Origin of the sequence: Methylocystis sp. H4A, from assembly GCF_015709545.1 — a bacterium.
Classification (GTDB): Bacteria; Pseudomonadota; Alphaproteobacteria; order Rhizobiales; family Beijerinckiaceae; genus Methylocystis; species Methylocystis silviterrae.
Map to the genome: position 1 here is coordinate 366,622 of NZ_JADNQY010000027.1, position 15,302 is coordinate 381,923.

At 63.7% G+C, this 15,302-nt stretch carries 12 protein-coding genes; 5 read left to right on the forward strand and 7 right to left on the reverse strand.

Annotation, left to right across the window (positions count from 1 at the left end):
* Window positions 1-75: 75 nt before the first annotated feature.
* A complete protein-coding gene (locus tag IYW40_RS16415) occupies window positions 76-1,098 on the forward strand; it encodes an adenosine deaminase (RefSeq protein WP_196401361.1) in 1,023 nt (340 codons plus the stop codon).
* 9 nt (window positions 1,099-1,107) lie between these two features.
* On the opposite strand, the gene IYW40_RS16420 is transcribed toward IYW40_RS16415, so the two are convergent.
* The 7 genes from IYW40_RS16420 to IYW40_RS16450 all read right to left on the reverse strand — a co-directional run bounded on the left by IYW40_RS16420 (window position 1,108) and on the right by IYW40_RS16450 (window position 10,343).
* Window positions 1,108-1,806, reverse strand: coding sequence for an RlmE family RNA methyltransferase (locus IYW40_RS16420; protein WP_196401362.1), 699 nt, complete (start codon window positions 1,804-1,806; stop codon window positions 1,108-1,110).
* Complete coding sequence (locus IYW40_RS16425; protein WP_196401363.1) at window positions 1,803-3,902, reverse strand: ABC transporter ATP-binding protein/permease; 2,100 nt, start codon at window positions 3,900-3,902, stop codon at window positions 1,803-1,805. The genes IYW40_RS16420 and IYW40_RS16425 overlap by 4 nt, the downstream gene beginning before the upstream one ends.
* An 82-nt stretch (window positions 3,903-3,984) precedes the next feature.
* The gene (locus tag IYW40_RS16430; RefSeq protein ID WP_029649070.1) at window positions 3,985-4,317 is read right to left on the reverse strand and encodes an integration host factor subunit alpha; all 333 of its coding nucleotides are present in this window, start codon (window positions 4,315-4,317) and stop codon (window positions 3,985-3,987) included.
* A gap of 211 nt (window positions 4,318-4,528) precedes the next feature.
* Window positions 4,529-5,353 (reverse strand): carbon-nitrogen hydrolase family protein, encoded by an 825-nt coding sequence (locus tag IYW40_RS16435; RefSeq protein ID WP_175093281.1) that lies wholly within the window; start codon window positions 5,351-5,353, stop codon window positions 4,529-4,531.
* Window positions 5,354-5,465: 112 nt separating this feature from the next.
* Window positions 5,466-6,110, reverse strand: a complete 645-nt coding sequence (locus tag IYW40_RS16440; protein WP_196401364.1) for a TetR family transcriptional regulator — start codon at window positions 6,108-6,110, stop codon at window positions 5,466-5,468.
* On the reverse strand, window positions 6,107-9,235 hold the full coding sequence (locus IYW40_RS16445; protein WP_196401365.1) for an efflux RND transporter permease subunit: 3,129 nt from the start codon (window positions 9,233-9,235) through the stop codon (window positions 6,107-6,109). Before IYW40_RS16445 ends, IYW40_RS16440 begins: the two co-directional genes overlap by 4 nt.
* 10 nt (window positions 9,236-9,245) lie before the next feature.
* Entirely contained in the window at window positions 9,246-10,343 is a 1,098-nt protein-coding gene (locus IYW40_RS16450; protein ID WP_196401366.1) for an efflux RND transporter periplasmic adaptor subunit, read from the reverse strand.
* 361 nt (window positions 10,344-10,704) lie between these two features.
* Here IYW40_RS16450 and dnaK point away from each other — a divergent pair, with 361 nt between their 5' ends.
* The 4 genes from dnaK to pyrF all read left to right on the forward strand — a co-directional run bounded on the left by dnaK (window position 10,705) and on the right by pyrF (window position 15,295).
* Window positions 10,705-12,603, forward strand: a complete 1,899-nt coding sequence (gene dnaK, locus IYW40_RS16455; RefSeq protein WP_196401367.1) for a molecular chaperone DnaK — start codon at window positions 10,705-10,707, stop codon at window positions 12,601-12,603.
* 122 nt (window positions 12,604-12,725) lie between these two features.
* A complete protein-coding gene (dnaJ, locus tag IYW40_RS16460) occupies window positions 12,726-13,838 on the forward strand; it encodes a molecular chaperone DnaJ (protein WP_196401368.1) in 1,113 nt (370 codons plus the stop codon).
* A gap of 165 nt (window positions 13,839-14,003) precedes the next feature.
* On the forward strand, window positions 14,004-14,606 hold the full coding sequence (locus tag IYW40_RS16465; RefSeq protein ID WP_196401369.1) for an rRNA adenine N-6-methyltransferase family protein: 603 nt from the start codon (window positions 14,004-14,006) through the stop codon (window positions 14,604-14,606).
* Window positions 14,603-15,295, forward strand: coding sequence for an orotidine-5'-phosphate decarboxylase (pyrF, locus tag IYW40_RS16470; protein ID WP_196401370.1), 693 nt, complete (start codon window positions 14,603-14,605; stop codon window positions 15,293-15,295). Before IYW40_RS16465 ends, pyrF begins: the two co-directional genes overlap by 4 nt.
* Window positions 15,296-15,302: the final 7 nt, after the last annotated feature.

A 15,302-nucleotide genomic window follows, 5' to 3' on the forward strand; every position in this document is an offset into this window, starting at 1 on the left:
TCACGGCCGATCGGTGGGCGGAGAGCTCTTGTCGATGAGGATCGCGCGCGCCAGATCGGCTGAAACGAGGATGTTATGTCGAACGCAGCCCAAGACTTCATCGCCGGACTCCCGAAGGCGGAGCTTCACCTTCATATCGAGGGGACGCTGGAACCCGAGATGGCCTTCGCGCTTGCCGAGCGCAACGGCGTCAAACTCCCGTACGCTTCGGTCGAGGCGATGCGCCGCTTATACGATTTCCAAAACCTCGCGGACTTTCTCGATCTCTATTATCAGGCGACGCAGGCGCTCTTGACCGAGCGAGACTTCTACGATCTGGCGCGCGCGTATCTCGACCGCGCCCGCGAGGAAAACGTTCGCCACGCCGAAATCTTTTTCGATCCGCAGGCGCATATCCGTCGCGGCGTTCCCTTGGGCGCAGTCGTGGAGGGATTGAGCGCAGCTCTGAACGACGTCGCGCGCGAGGGCGGGCCGACCTCGCGCCTCCTCATGTGCTTCCTGCGGGATCTCGATGCGGCGGACGCCATGGCCACGCTCGAAGCGGCGCGCCCCTGGCTCGATCGCATTACCGGAATCGGACTGGATTCCGCGGAAGCCGGAAATCCGCCGGGCAAGTTCACCGAGGTTTATGAGCGCGCCCGTTCGCTCGGCCTGCGCGCCGTGGCGCATGCGGGCGAAGAAGGACCCGCCGCCTATGTCTCCGAAGCGCTGGATCGCTTAAAGGTCGAGCGCATCGACCACGGCGTTCACGCGATCGATGACGCGCCCCTGGTTCAGCGGCTCGCGCGCGAGCGGGTTCCGCTGACCGTCTGTCCGCTGTCGAATATACGCCTTCGCGTCTATCCCGATATGCGCGCGCATCCGATTCAGCGGCTTTTCGAGGCAGGCGTCGTCGTGACCGTCAATTCCGACGATCCGGCCTATTTTGGCGGCTATGTAAACGAGAACTACCGCGCCATTCAGCAGGCTTTCGCATTCGGAGCAACCGAGCTGACGCAGCTCGCAAAAAACAGTTTCGCCGCCTCGTTTCTTTCTGACGATGACAAGAAAGAGAGGATCGCCGAGGTCTACGCCTACGCCCGTGCGCGCGGTGCCTAAGCGCATCGCCTATTCGGCGCGGCGCCCGCGAAAGCCTGTCGCCAGCACATAGAGTTCGGCCGAACCGGCGCGGCTCGCCTCCGGCTTGACGTGCCGCACCGTCGCGAAATCGCGCTTGAGCCGCGTGAGCAGCTGGCCTTCGGTTCCGCCCTGCAGCACCTTCGCGATGAAGAAGCCGCCCTTCGCCAACACGTCGCAAGCGAAATCAGCGGCAAGCTCGGCCAGCGCGACGATGCGCAGATGATCGGTCGCCCGATGGCCAGTGGCGTTCGCGGCCATGTCCGACATCACGCCGTCGGCGTCGCCTCCGAGCATGTTCTTGATGAATTCCGGCGCGTCGGGATCGTTGAAATCCTTCACCGCGAATTCGACGCCGTCGACCGCCTCCATCTCGAGAAGATCGACCGCGACGACTTTGCCCTTGCCCTCTTTCGCCTTCACATGCGCGGCGGCGACCTGTGACCAGCCGCCAGGCGCGGCCCCAAGATCGACGATGCGGTCGCCCGGCTTAAAGAGATGATAGCGATCATCCATCTCGATGAGCTTATAGGCGGCGCGCGAGCGGTAGCCCTCGCGCTTGGCGCGCGCGACATAAGGATCATTGAGCTGGCGCTCCAGCCATAGCGTCGAGGAGAGCGACCGCTTGCGCGCGGTCTTGACCCGCGTCTTGAGCGATCGTCCGCCTTCGCGCCCCGACTCTTTCGTCACGCGAGCACCTTGTCGCGCGGGCTAAAGACGCCGCCGGGTGCCGGCTCCATGACGATGTATCGATCGTGGAAGGCGTGCAGCGTCGACCGATGGCCGATCGAGACGATCGTCGTGGCGGGCAGCAGCTCGCGCAGCATCGCGTAGATCTCTTCTTCGAGTTGCTCGTCGAGCGCCGACGTCGCTTCGTCGAGGAAAAGCCAATCCGGCTTGGCGAGAAGCGCGCGGGCGATCGCGACGCGTTGCTGCTCGCCGCCTGAAAGCCGCTGACCCCAGTTGTTTTCCTCGTCGAGGCGCTCCACGAAAGGCGCAAGCCGCGCCGCGCGCAATGCCTCCTGAACGTCAGCGCGCGAATAGTCGTCGACGTGGCCGGGATAGACGATGGCGTCGGCCAGCGCGCCCATCGGGATGTAGGGCCGCTGCGGCGCCAGCATCACCTTCGCGCCGCGCGGAGTCAGCACCTCGCCCGAAGCATAAGGCCAGATGCCGGCGATGGTGCGAAACAGCGTCGACTTGCCGGAACCCGACGGGCCGGTGAGCAGCGCCGACTGGCCGGCGGCGAGCGTCAGATCGTCGACGGTCACGATCTGGCGCCCGTCGGGCAAAGCCAGCGTCAGCCCGTGCAGGCGAATATCAGCGCCGTCCGTCGGAGAGACAATCTGCGTCGCGGACGTCTGCCGGCGGGCCGTATCGATCGCGTGGTCAAAGGACGACAAGCGGTCGAGCACGGACTTAAAATTGGCGAGAGAGGTGTAATAGTTGATGAAGAAGGTCAGCGCGCTCTCCACCCGCCCGAAAGCGCTCGCCGTTTGCGTCATGACGCCGAGCGTAATGCGCCCGGCGAAATAGAAGGGCGCCGTGATCACGTAAGGAATGATCGGCGACAACTGTCCGTAGGTGGACGTGAACACCATCAGCTGCTTACGCTTCTGCACGATCGCCAGATAGTTGGCGATAATGCCGGCGAAGCGCCGGAGCAGCGAGCCGCGCTCGGCAGGCTCGCCGCCGAGCAGCGCGATCTGCTCGCTATATTCGCGCATACGCGCCAGCGAAAAGCGGAAATCGGCCTCGCGTCTCTGCCGATCGAAGTAGAGCCCGGTGAGAGTGCGGCCGATAAGATGCGTCACCAGCGTTCCCACCGCCGCATAGATCAGCACCGCCCAGAACAGGAAGCCGGGGACATAGATCTCCGTTCCAGGCAGCGGATAATTGCCGGAAAGATCCCACAGCACATAGGCGAAGGAAACGAGCGAACTCAAGGTGGAGATCAGCAGGATCGAATAGGAGTAGACGCCATAGCCTTCCTCCCCGCCGCTGATGAAGCGATTGACGTCTTCGGCGATGCGCTGGTCTGGATTGTCAGCGCCGCTCCCGGCGAGCGCCATCCCGTAATGCGTGTGCGCGCCGAGCCAGCGCTCGATATAATGTTCCGTCAGCCACCGGCGCCAGCGGATGATCAGCATCGACTGCAGGACAAATTCGATGATCACGGAGGCGACGTAAACGAAGGCCCATGGCGTGAACACGAAGAGCAGCTGCCGCCAGAACTCCGAAGCGTTCTTTTCTTGAATGGCGTTGTACCAGTCGCGATTGAAGAAGGACAGGCGGACGGTGATGCCGACCTGTCCTTGATTGAGGAGCACCAGCACCACCACCATGGCGATAGCGATCGCGCTCTCTCGCGCCGCAAAGGGCCGGAATGGCCAGACGCGCCCTTCGCCACGATCGCGCGAACTGAAATAAAGATCGGCGATGCGCGTCATCTCCCGCACGACGGGAATATGCGAGATGGCGTAAACGATGATCGAGAACACCGCCACGGTGAGCGGCATGGTTTCGGGCGGCGCATAGTCTTTCATCGACTCCGGCCAGAGGCCTTCCGCCTGGGCGAGGCCGACGAGTCCGAAGACGATGGTCTCCGTTGAGAAAATGAAGGCGAAGATTTTCAGGAAGCTCGACATGTCGGCCGCGCGCCATGTCGTATAGGCGCAGAGCGCCGCCGCGGCGACGAGGACGAACAGGCTGGAGTCGCCTTTATGGGCGCCGACCAGCGCGGTAAGCGCCGCGAAGACCGCGACCGCCACGCTCAATTTCCGCATCTTTCACCTTGGATATGAGAAGCCGTTCGGCTCGCCGCGACCGCGTCGCCGGCGATTGCCGTCTAGCCCCATGATAGAGGAGTCAGTCCTCTTCAGGAATGACCGCGTCGCCATTGACATACGCGACAAGCACGGGCGAGGCCTTAAAGGTCAGCACACGGCGCGACGTTATCGTGGCCTCGACGCCAGTTTTGGGATTGCGGCCAATGCGCTCACGCTTGGCGCGCACGTTGAAAGTCCCGAAAGAACGCAGTTTTACGGATTCGCCGCGGAGCAGAGCTTCGCTGATCTCGTCAAAAGTCGCGTCCAAGATTTTGCGGGCTTCGGCGCGGGATAGCGACGGGCAGCAGCCATAGACGGCTTCTCGCAGCGCCGCCCGCGTCAAGGTGCTGCCTGGAGCGGTTCTCCTTACCATGAGAAGAGAGCGCCCAATGATCGTTCTGTCGGGACTGGGCTGAACACAACTCCCCCTCGAAGCTTCTGGCAATCGCAACATGGCAATAAATGGGCGCTGAACCCATACCCTCATAGTACGCATAAATGACCGATTTGCAAGGGCGATCACGTGTTCTACGTCCCGACGAAACGATCGAACTCTGACCTGCGGGCAGGCGATAGCGGAACCCTCAAACGGCGAGCTTCACCTTGTGCTGCGCCACCGGGATCATGGCGCGAATTTTACGAATGCGTTCGACGTCCACATAGGATGAGACGAGCCCCGGCCCTTCGGAAGCCTTGGCGACGACTTGGCCCCAAGGGTCGGCGATCAGAGAATTGCCGTAAGTGAAGCGCGTCTCATGCCCGGCCTTATGCGCGCCCGTCTGCGCCGGCGCGCAGAGATAGGCCTGCATCTCGATCGCGCGCGCGCGGCACAGCACTTCCCAATGGTCCTTGCCGGTCACCAGCGTGAACGCCGCCGGCAGTGCGACGATATCCGCGCCCTTATCCGCGAGCGCCTGGAAGAGATATGAAAAGCGGAGGTCGTAACAGATCGCGCAGCCGACGGTGACGCCCTCGCAGTCATAGGTGACGACGGAGTCGCCCGGCTTGAACGCGGCGCTCTCGTGATATTTCGCCCCGTCGGGCGCCGTGATGTCGAACATGTGGATCTTGCGGTAGCGCGCCACCTCCTTGCCCTCGCGGTTGAAGGCGACGCTGGTGTTGTGCAACCGCTCCTCGCCCGGCGCTTTTTCAAGAATCGACCCGGCGTGGATGAACACCTTGTGCTCGCGCGCGAGCGCCTGGCACATTTGATAGGCGGGACCGCCCGGCAGCTCCTCGGCGGCGGCCATCTTCTCGGCGCGCGAGCCGCCGATGAAATCGAAGACCTCAGGAAGACAAATCCAGTCCGGACGCTCCTGAACAACGGCGCGCTCGATTAAAGCGCGGGCGTTGGCGAGGTTCAAGGCCTTGTCGCCAACGGAATTCATCTGAACCAGAGTAACCTTCATCGACCGCCCGATTGTTTCGCCGTTGCTCCCGCGACTCACAGTCGCATCCTAACGAATAGCGCCGCTCGCTCATTATACGTCGCCGGCGCCGAAGGTATAGGTCGAATCGCGCTTAGCGCGACAACGTCGCCGATCGGTTGAGATCGCGAAAGCCGGCGCGCAACGCTGCAATGCAAAATTCGACCATTTGCGCGCTCGTCGGGTTCGGGCGATCGGCGCACTCCACCATCAGCCGCGGGTGGCAGTAGCGAATACAGGCGGCGTGCACCAGCCGCGCCGCGAGCTGCGCATCGCCCTCAGCAAATTCGCCGCTCTCCATGCCCGAGCGAATGACGTCCCCGAGCGCGGCGTCGATTCGCTCGATGTGATCCGAGATGATCGGCCAATTCTCGTCGAGCGCCGCTTCCACCATGTCGTGCAGCTTGCGGTCGGCGACGTAGCGCTCGGCGTTCATCGCCTCATTGGACAGGATGAGCGTGCGCAGCCGCTGCTCCGCCGAACCAGGCCCATGCGCGATGCTCTGCGCCGACTGTTCGACTTCGTTCATCAGATGGCGGGCGACGGCGGCGTTGATTTCCGATTTGGCGCCAAAGAAGCGATAGACGTTCGCCGGCGACATCCGCAATTCGCGGGCGATGTCGGCGACCGTGGTCTTTTGGAAGCCGATCTCGCGGAAGAGCCGCTCTGCGGTGGCGATGATTCTCGCGCGCTGCTCGGTCTCGCGCGCGTTCTGCGTGCTAGCCCCCACCACGCTCATTCGGCCGCTCCCCTCGCAAGCCCGTCGGCCAGAGTCTGGGCCCGCGCGCCCTTGGCTTCGGCCAATCCCTCGCCAAGATGACGGCGGAACCATGTCGCGTAAAGCGCCGGCAGGAACAGAACGGTGAGAAAAGTGGCGACAAACAGCCCGCCCATGATGGTCAGCGCCATCGGCCCCCAGAAGGCGGAGCCCGACAGGGGAATCATGGCGAGAATCGCCGCCAGCGCCGTCAGCGCGACGGGGCGCACGCGCCGAATCGTCGCGCCGATGATCGCCTCGCGATATTTCTCGCCGCGCTCGAGGTCCTGTCGCACCTGATCGACGAGAATGATCGAATTGCGCATGTCCATGCCCGAGAGCGCGATGAGGCCAAGCAGCGCGACGAAGCCGAACGGCGCGTGAGCGACATTGAGCGCGAGCGATGCGCCGATGACGCCGAGCGGCGCGCTCATCATCACGAGCGCGACGCGCGTGAAGTTCTGCAGCTGGAACATCACGATCGTCAGCATGACGAGGCCGACGAGCGGAAAAACCGCAAAGATCGACGCGTTGCCCTTTTTCGATTCCTCGATCGCGCCGCCAATCTCGATGCGATAGCCCGGCGGAAGATGTTCGCGAATCTGGGCAAGCTGCGGCCAGATGCGCGTCGTCGCATCCGGCGCCTGCACGCCGTCCTTGACGCCCGAGCGCACCGTGATGCTCATGTCGCGATTGCGCCGCCAAAATATCGGCTCTTCGTGGTCGTAGACGATCTTCGCGACCTGCGAGACCGTCACCGCCTTGCCGTCGCGCGCATAGATCACCATGTCGCCGATCCTCGAGAGATCGCCGCGCTCCTGAGGAATGGCGCGCGCGACCACTTCGACCTGATCGATCCCGTCGCGCAACGTCGTGATCGTCACGCCGGAAATCGCTAGACGCAGCCTGTTCGACACATCCTGCGGCGTGAGCCCGAGGAGCCGCGCGCGATCCTGATCGATGACGAGGCGCACGCGCGGCGTCTGCTCGTTCCAGTTGAGATGCGGATCGTCGACGCCCTCGTCGCCGCGCATCACGTCGCGCACCTGATAGGCGATGGCGCGGACGGTCGCCGGATCGGAGCCGACCACGCGAAACTGCACGGGAAATCCCACCGGCGGTCCGTAATAGAAGCGATCGACGCGCGCGCGCGCTTGCGGCAAAGCGCCGTTGGCGATGGCGGCCTCGAGCTTCTTCTTCAAGCGCTCGCGCGCCTCGATGTCCTTGGCGACGATGACGATCTCGGAATAGGCTTCGTTCGGGAGCTGCGGATTGAGGCCGAGCCAGAACCGCGGCGGTCCCTGTCCGACATAGCTCGTGTAAAGGGCCGCGTCCGGATCGTCCTTGAGAAGCGTCTCGGCCTGTTTCGCAGCCTCGAGCGAAGCGCCGATGGACGAACCTTCGGGAAGGCGCAACTGGAGGAAGAGCTCCATGCGCTCTGCGTAGGGGAAGAATTGCTTGGGAACGACGAAGAAACCGAAGACAGCGAGCGCGAAAACGCCGATCACGCCTGCGATCACAACGCCCCGATAGTCGACCGCCCAGGTGACGACGGCGCGTAGCCAGCGATAAAAGGGCGTCCGATAGATCTCGTCCGGATCGCGATGCGGATGCAGCTTGGCGAAATCGGGAAGCAGTTTCACGCCGAGATAGGGCGTGAACATCACCGCGACAAACCATGAGGCGATTAGCGCGACGAGCAATACCCAGAACATCGAACCCGTATATTCGCCGACTGCGGAATTAGCGAATCCGACAGGCAGAAACCCCGCGGCGGTCACGAGCGTGCCGGTCAGCATCGGAAAGGCCGTCGACTCCCAGGCGAAGGTCGCAGCTTTGATCCGATTGAAGCCCTGCTCCATCTTCACCATCATCATCTCGACGGCGATGATCGCGTCATCGACGAGAAGGCCGAGCGCAATGATGAGCGCGCCAAGCGAGATGCGCTGGAGATCGATGCCGAGCGGCCCCATGAAGATGAAAACGATGGCGAGCACCAAAGGCACGGAGAGCGCGACGACGATGCCGGTCCGAAAGCCGAGCGAGACAAAGCTTACGCCGAGCACGATCACCAGAGCCTCGAGGAACGAACGCGTGAATTCGCCGATCGCCTCCTCGACGACCTTCGGCTGATCGGCGACCTGGTCGATGTCAATGCCGACCGGCGTCTTTTCGCGTATCTCCTGGACCGCTGCGCCGACGTTCTCGCCGAATTTGAGGACGTTGGCGCCCTTTCCCATAACGACGCCGACGACGATCGTCGGCTGGCCCTTAAAGCGCGCGAGAAAACTCGGCGGGTCTTCGAAGCCGGCGTAGACATTGGCGATGTCGCCGAGGCGGATCACCTTGCCGTTCGCTTCGATCGGAATCGCGGCGATGGCGTCCGCGCCTTTAAGATCGCTCGTCACCTGAACCCGCACGCGGTTCGACGACGTCTCGAAAACGCCGGCGTCGTTGATGGCGTTCTGCTTGGCGAGCGAATCGAAGACAGCTTGAGGCAGGATCGCCAGGCTTGCGAGCTTCGCCTCGCTGAATTCGACAAAGATGCGGCGTCCCTGATCGCCGTAAACGTCGACTTTGATCACATCCTGCACGGCGAGCAGCCGTTGGCGTAGCGTCTGGACCACCTTGTCGAGGACATGATAGTCGGCGCCGTCGCCGGTCACCGCATACATCACCGTGTCGACATCGCCATATTCGTCGTTCACTTGCGGGCCGCGCACGCCGGCCGGAAGCGTCGGCGCGATGTCGTCGAGCTTCTTGCGCAACTGATAGAAGAGCTGCGGCACGTCCTTTGGCGGAGTCGTGTCCTTGAAGGTCACCTGCATCGCCAGAAAGCCTGGCTTCGTATAGCTCTCGATCTTGTCGAGGAAGGGCAGCTCCTGAAGCTTCTTCTCCATCAGATCCGCGACCTGATCGCGTATCTCGGTGGCCGTCGCGCCTGGCCATGAGGCCGTGACGACGGCGACTTTGATGGTGAATGACGGATCCTCGGCGCGTCCCAGCCGCATGTAGGAATAGACGCCGGTCAGACTGATCGCGATCATCAGAAACAGCATCAGCGTCGGCCGTTGAACGGCCCAGCGCGAAAGGTTTACGCCAGCCATGGCCGGACCCTCAAAGCGATTGCCGCGAGATCACGCGGACTTTTGTGTTGGGATCGAGCTTGTGGACGCCGAGGACGACGATGTTGTCGCCGTCCTTGACGCCGCCGGCGACAAGCGCGGCGTCGGCTTCCAGGCGCACCAATGTCACCGGAACGAGCTGCAAGTTCCCTTCGCCATCAACTTTCCAAAGCGAGGGTCCTGCGCCCTGATTGTAGATCGCCGAGAGCGGCACGCTGACGACGGGCTGCGCGTCCGAAGCGGAAATGTGCAGCGTGGCGCTCATGCCGAGCGCGACGGCGGCATCCGGGTTAAGGATAGAGAAGCGCGCCGCGAAGGTGCGCGTGACCGGATCGGCGGCAGGGCTGAGTTCGCGCAGCTTGGCGCGATAGACCGCGCCGGGCTTCGACCAGAGCGTCAAGGTCGCCTCGCCCTTTCCAGCGGCCGCGGCGAACGCCTCCGGCAGCGCGACGGCGGCTTCCAATTCGCCGGCATGGGCAATGCGCACGGCAGGCTGCCCCGCTGCGACCACTTGCCCCGGGTCGACCAGCGTTTGCGTGACGACGCCGTCCGCCCCGGCGCGCAGCATGGCGTAGTCCAGCGCGTTGCGGGCGAGCTCGACCGCGCGCTCGGCCCGTCGGAACCGCCCGCGCGCCTCCTCGCCGCCGGCGCGCGCCCGATCGAGCGCCGCCTGCGCGGTCCAGCCCTTGGCGCGCAGTTCGGCGGCGCGCCTTTCATCGGCGACGGCCTGAGTTTGCGCCACCCGCGCCGCGGTGAATTCGGCGTCGGACTGCTCCTTCTGCAGCCGCAGATCCTGCTCGTCGAGCGCCGCGATCGGGTCGCCAGCCTTTACCCGCTGACCAACTTCGACAAAACGCTTGACCACCTTCCCGGCGATGCGAAAACCTTGGTCGGACTCGACCCTGGGGCGAATGGTGGCGACAAATTCGCGCGCCTGCGATTGCGCGGCGTAGCGCGCCGGCGCGACCAGCACCGGTCGCTCGCCCTGCTCGCTCTCTTGGGCGGCCCGCTCGCCCTTGCCGTCACAGGCGGCCAGCGCCGCGGTCAGAACTGCAGCGAGCGCACAAAGACTCGAGCGATAGTTGAGCATTGAAGCCTGTCCATTGACGCCAGAGCCGCATTGAGTTCCTTCTGACGAGTTTCAATAATCGTCAGTCGTCAGCATCTGGTCAATAGGTAAAGACAAATTTTGTTGAAGCGAAATCTTGTTCCAAGCGCTGGCTAAACCGGGCTGGCCCGCGACGGGACGCGCCCCAGCGCAGCCCGGACGCCTTGTCGCAAGGAAATGATTCTTCTATACGCGGCCTGCTCTTGCGGCCGGGTGAGCGCAACACAATCTTGGGAGAGCTAAGCGTGAAGGATCGCGCGGCGGGCTCATGGCGAGCCGCCGTCCTTCGCCTTTTGAACCGGACCGCTTCGGGGTTCGGCGTTCACCAGCGAAAGGAAACGATATGGGCAAAATTATCGGCATCGACCTCGGCACGACCAATTCCTGCGTGGCCGTCATGGAAGGGTCGAGCCCCAAGGTCATTGAAAACGCCGAAGGCGCCAGGACGACGCCTTCGATTGTCGCCTTCACTGACGACGGCGAGCGCCTCGTCGGCCAGCCCGCCAAACGTCAGGCGGTGACGAATCCCGACAAGACCTTCTTCGCCATCAAGCGGCTGATCGGCCGCACCTACGACGACCCGATGACCAAAAAGGACATGGGTCTCGTCCCCTATAAGATCGTCCGAGCGAATAATGGCGACGCCTGGGTCGAGGCCTCCGGCAAGCAATATTCGCCTTCGCAGATTTCCGCCTTCATTCTGCAAAAGATGAAGGAGACGGCCGAGGCCTTTCTCGGCCAGACGGTCACGCAAGCCGTCATCACCGTCCCCGCCTACTTCAACGACGCTCAGCGCCAAGCCACCAAGGACGCCGGCAAGATCGCCGGCCTCGAAGTGCTGCGCATCATCAACGAGCCCACCGCGGCGGCGCTCGCTTATGGCCTCGATAAGAAGCAGTCGGGCACGATCGCCGTTTATGACCTTGGCGGCGGCACGTTCGACGTGTCGGTCCTGGAGATCGGCGACGGCGTCTTCGAGGTGAAGTCGACGAACGGCGACACGTTCCTCGGCGGCGAAGACTTCGACATGCGCCTCGTCGAATATCTCGCGAGCGAGTTCAAGAAAGAGCAGGGCATCGACCTCACGAAGGACAAGCTCGCCCTGCAGCGCCTCAAGGAGGCCGCCGAAAAGGCCAAGATCGAACTCTCGTCGGCGACGCAAACCGAAATCAATCTGCCTTACATCACCGCCGACGCCACCGGGCCCAAGCATCTGACGCTGAAGCTCACGCGCGCGAAATTCGAAGCGCTCGTCGACGATCTCATTCAGCGCACGGTCGAGCCCTGCCGGAAAGCGTTGAAGGACGCTGGACTCTCGGCGGCGGACATCGGCGAAGTGGTGCTTGTGGGCGGCATGACCCGTATGCCCAAGGTGCAGGAGGTCGTGAAGCAGTTCTTCGGCAAGGAGCCGCACAAGGGCGTCAACCCTGACGAAGTCGTCGCCATCGGCGCCGCGGTGCAGGCGGGCGTGCTGCAGGGCGACGTGAAGGACGTGCTGCTGCTCGACGTGACGCCGCTGTCGCTGGGCATCGAGACGCTCGGCGGCGTGTTCACGCGCCTCATCGACCGGAACACGACGATCCCCACCAAGAAGAGCCAGGTGTTCTCGACGGCCGAAGACAATCAGACCGCCGTCACCATCCGGGTCTTCCAGGGCGAACGCGAGATGGCTGCGAACAATAAGATGCTCGGCCAGTTCGACCTCGTCGGCATTCCGCCGGCGCCGCGCGGCATGCCGCAAGTGGAAGTGACCTTCGACATCGACGCGAACGGCATCGTCAACGTCACGGCGAAAGACAAGGCGACGAACAAGGAACAGCAGATCCGCATCCAGGCGTCTGGCGGCCTGAGCGACGCCGACATCGATAAAATGGTCAAGGACGCCGAGGAGCACGCCGCGGAGGACAAAATCCGCCGCGAACTCGTCGACGCCAAGAACCATGGCGAGGCCGCGGTCCACGCTGCGGAGAAATCCGTCGCCGAATTCGGCGACAAGGTTTCGGCCGCGGACAAGAGCGCCATCGAAGCCGCCATCGCCGCGCTGAAGAGCGCCGTCGAGGGCGACGACGCGGACGCGATAAAGGCCAGGACGAACGAATTGAGTCAGGCCTCGATGAAGCTCGGCGAGGCGATGTATAAGGCGCAGCAGGCGGACGCCTCAGGGACTGGCGCATCCGAGGAGCAGCCCAAGGACGACGTGATCGACGCGGAGTTCAAGGACGTCGGCGACGACAAGAAGTAAGCCGGGACTGGCCATAGCCGCTCCGATGCGGTAGCGAAACGGGAACCCGGCGCGAATACGCCGGGTTTCCTTGTATTCATGTGATCGCGGCCAGGCCCGCCGCGCACCATCAGAAATCAAGCATGTCCAAACGCGACTATTACGAAGTTCTGGGCGTCAGCCGCACAGTCACGGAAGTCGAATTGAAGATCGCCTTCCGCAAGGCGGCGATGCAGTGCCATCCCGATCGACACCCCGGCGACAAGCAGGCGGAAGCGCGTTTCAAGGAATTGAACGAAGCCTATCAGTGTCTGTGCGACCAGCAGAAGCGCGCGGCATACGACCGTTTCGGCCATGCCGCCTTTGAACAGGGCGGCGGCTTCGGCGGAGGCGAGGGCTTCGGCGCCTCCATGGCCGACATTTTCGAGGATCTGTTCGGCGACGTCATGGGGCGGCGCAGCCGTTCGGGTGGCCGCGAGCGGGGCTCGGATCTGCGCTACAATATGGAGATCACCCTCGACGAGGCCTATCACGGCAAGGCCGCCTCGTTGAAAATCCCGACCTCGGCGACCTGCGAGGCCTGCGCGGGAACAGGCGCGAAAAAAGGCTCGAAGCCCAAGACCTGCACAACCTGCGGCGGCATGGGACGCGTGCGCGCCCAGCAGGGCTTTTTCGCGATCGAGCGCACCTGTCCGACCTGCCAGGGGCGCGGCGAGATCATCGAGAACCCCTGCCCTTCATGCGCCGGCGCGGGACGCAAGACGATCGAACGGTCGCTTTCGGTCAATGTGCCGCCGGGCGTCGAAGACGGCACGCGCATCAGGCTCGCTGGCGAAGGCGAGGCGGGCCTGCGGGGCGGGCCGCCCGGCGATCTTTATATTTTTCTTTCCGTAAAGCCGCATCCCTTCTTCCAGCGCGACGGCGCCGACCTCTATTGCCGCGTGCCGATCTCGATGGTGCGGGCGGCGCTCGGCGGCGAGATCAAGGTCCATGCGCTCGACGGCTCCGAGGTGAAGCTCAAAATTCCCGAGGGCGCGCAGTCCGGACGCCAGCTTAAGGCCAAGGGCAAGGGCATGCCGGTGCTGCGCGGGCGCGACCAAGGCGACCTGCATGTGCAGATCAGCGTCGAGACGCCGCAAAAGCTGACGAAGCGGCAAAAGGAGCTCCTCGCCGAATTCGAGGAGGAGTCCTCGCTCGACACGCATCCCGAGGAGACGGGCTTTTTCGCGCGGATGAAGGATCTGTTCGGGGGGTAGGCGGCAGAAGGCTAAAAGACGCCACGTTGTTTTTGACGCGCGGCTCTCCTATCATCCGCCCAACGGCCCTCCGATCGCGGGGGCCGTTTGCGCGTTTCATCGCGCCGATCGGGAGGGGCGTCGTTGCCGCACAGAACGCACAAAGCCAGTGGGCGCGCGAGGCTCGTGGATAACGCGCGCTTCATCCGTCAATGGATTGAAAATCCGCGCCTCATCGGTGCCGTTTCGCCGTCGGGACGCGCGCTGGCCAAGACGATGGCCGGCTTCGTCGAACTGGATCGAGAGGGCCATATCGTCGAACTCGGTCCCGGCACCGGGCCGGTGACTCAGGCGCTGCTCGCCCGCGGCATCGCGCCCGAGCGCCTCGTCCTGGTCGAATATGAGAGCCGGTTCTGCCATCTGCTCTCCGAACGCTTTCCCGGCGTCAACATCGTGCAAGGCGACGCCTATGGCCTCAAGGCGACGCTCGACGGCAAGGTTCCGGGGAAAATCGCCACCGTCGTCTCCAGCCTGCCGCTCCTGGTGCGGCCGGAGCGCGATCGCGTCGAGCTGTTGAACCAGGCCTTCGAACTGATGGGCGACGAGGGGCTCTTCATCCAATTCACTTACGGCCTGACCAAATCGCCGATGCCCATGCACGCCAATGGCGTCAACGGCGCCTATGTCGGCAAGGGATCGCCGCCGGTCGTGCTCAACATTCCGCCCGCGCGCGTCTGGCGCTATCGCAAAGCGGGTTACGCCGGCTTCGTCGGAAAGCGCAAGGCGTGAAGCCGCAGGACCGGCTGATCGTCGCGCTCGACGTCGAAAGCGTCGAAGAGGCGCTGGCGATGGTCGCGGCTTTGGGAGAGACGGTCTCCTTCTTCAAGGTCGGCATGGAGCTCGCCTATGCGCCGGGCGGCTTCGACTTCGCGCGTGAACTGAAGGCCGCCGGCAAGCGCGTGTTTCTGGATCTGAAGCTTCATGACATCGGCGTCACCGTGGAGCGCGCGACGCGCCAGATCGCCCGGCTCGGCGTCGACTTTCTCACCATTCACGCCTTTCCCCAGACGATGGCGGCGGCTCGCGAAGGCGCCTCGGGCGGCGCGCTCAAGCTCCTCGCCGTGACGGTGATGACCTCCTATGACGACGCGGATCTGAAAGAAGCGGGCTATGCCTGCGGCGTCGGCGAGCTCGTCGCGCGCCGCGCCAGCCAAGCCAAGGAGAAGGGCGTCGACGGCCTCATCCTGTCGCCGATGGAGCTGGCGTCCATAAGGCCGCTGGTGGGCTCGGACATGCTGCTGGTGACGCCGGGGGTGCGGCCGCAGGGCGCCGATGTCGGCGATCAGAAGCGGGTCATGACGCCGCGGCAAGCGGTCGCAGCCTCCGCCAATTATATCGTGGTCGGTCGGCCGATCACGCGCGCAACGGAGCCCGCAGCGGCCGCCGAGGCCATCTTAGGCGAGATGACCGGCGCCTGATCGAGGG

Bases quoted from the DNA above. Each gene is read 5' to 3' on its own strand.
- IYW40_RS16450 (WP_196401366.1), bottom strand. From the start codon at position 10,343: ATGCTCAACTATCGCTCGAGTCTTTGTGCGCTCGCTGCAGTTCTGACC.
- dnaJ (WP_196401368.1), top strand. From the start codon at position 12,726: ATGTCCAAACGCGACTATTACGAAGTTCTGGGCGTCAGCCGCACAGTC.
- dnaK (WP_196401367.1), top strand. From the start codon at position 10,705: ATGGGCAAAATTATCGGCATCGACCTCGGCACGACCAATTCCTGCGTG.
- IYW40_RS16445 (WP_196401365.1), bottom strand. From the start codon at position 9,235: ATGGCTGGCGTAAACCTTTCGCGCTGGGCCGTTCAACGGCCGACGCTG.
- IYW40_RS16435 (WP_175093281.1), bottom strand. From the start codon at position 5,353: ATGAAGGTTACTCTGGTTCAGATGAATTCCGTTGGCGACAAGGCCTTG.
- IYW40_RS16440 (WP_196401364.1), bottom strand. From the start codon at position 6,110: ATGAGCGTGGTGGGGGCTAGCACGCAGAACGCGCGCGAGACCGAGCAG.
- IYW40_RS16425 (WP_196401363.1), bottom strand. From the start codon at position 3,902: ATGCGGAAATTGAGCGTGGCGGTCGCGGTCTTCGCGGCGCTTACCGCG.
- IYW40_RS16430 (WP_029649070.1), bottom strand. From the start codon at position 4,317: ATGGTAAGGAGAACCGCTCCAGGCAGCACCTTGACGCGGGCGGCGCTG.
- IYW40_RS16415 (WP_196401361.1), top strand. From the start codon at position 76: ATGTCGAACGCAGCCCAAGACTTCATCGCCGGACTCCCGAAGGCGGAG.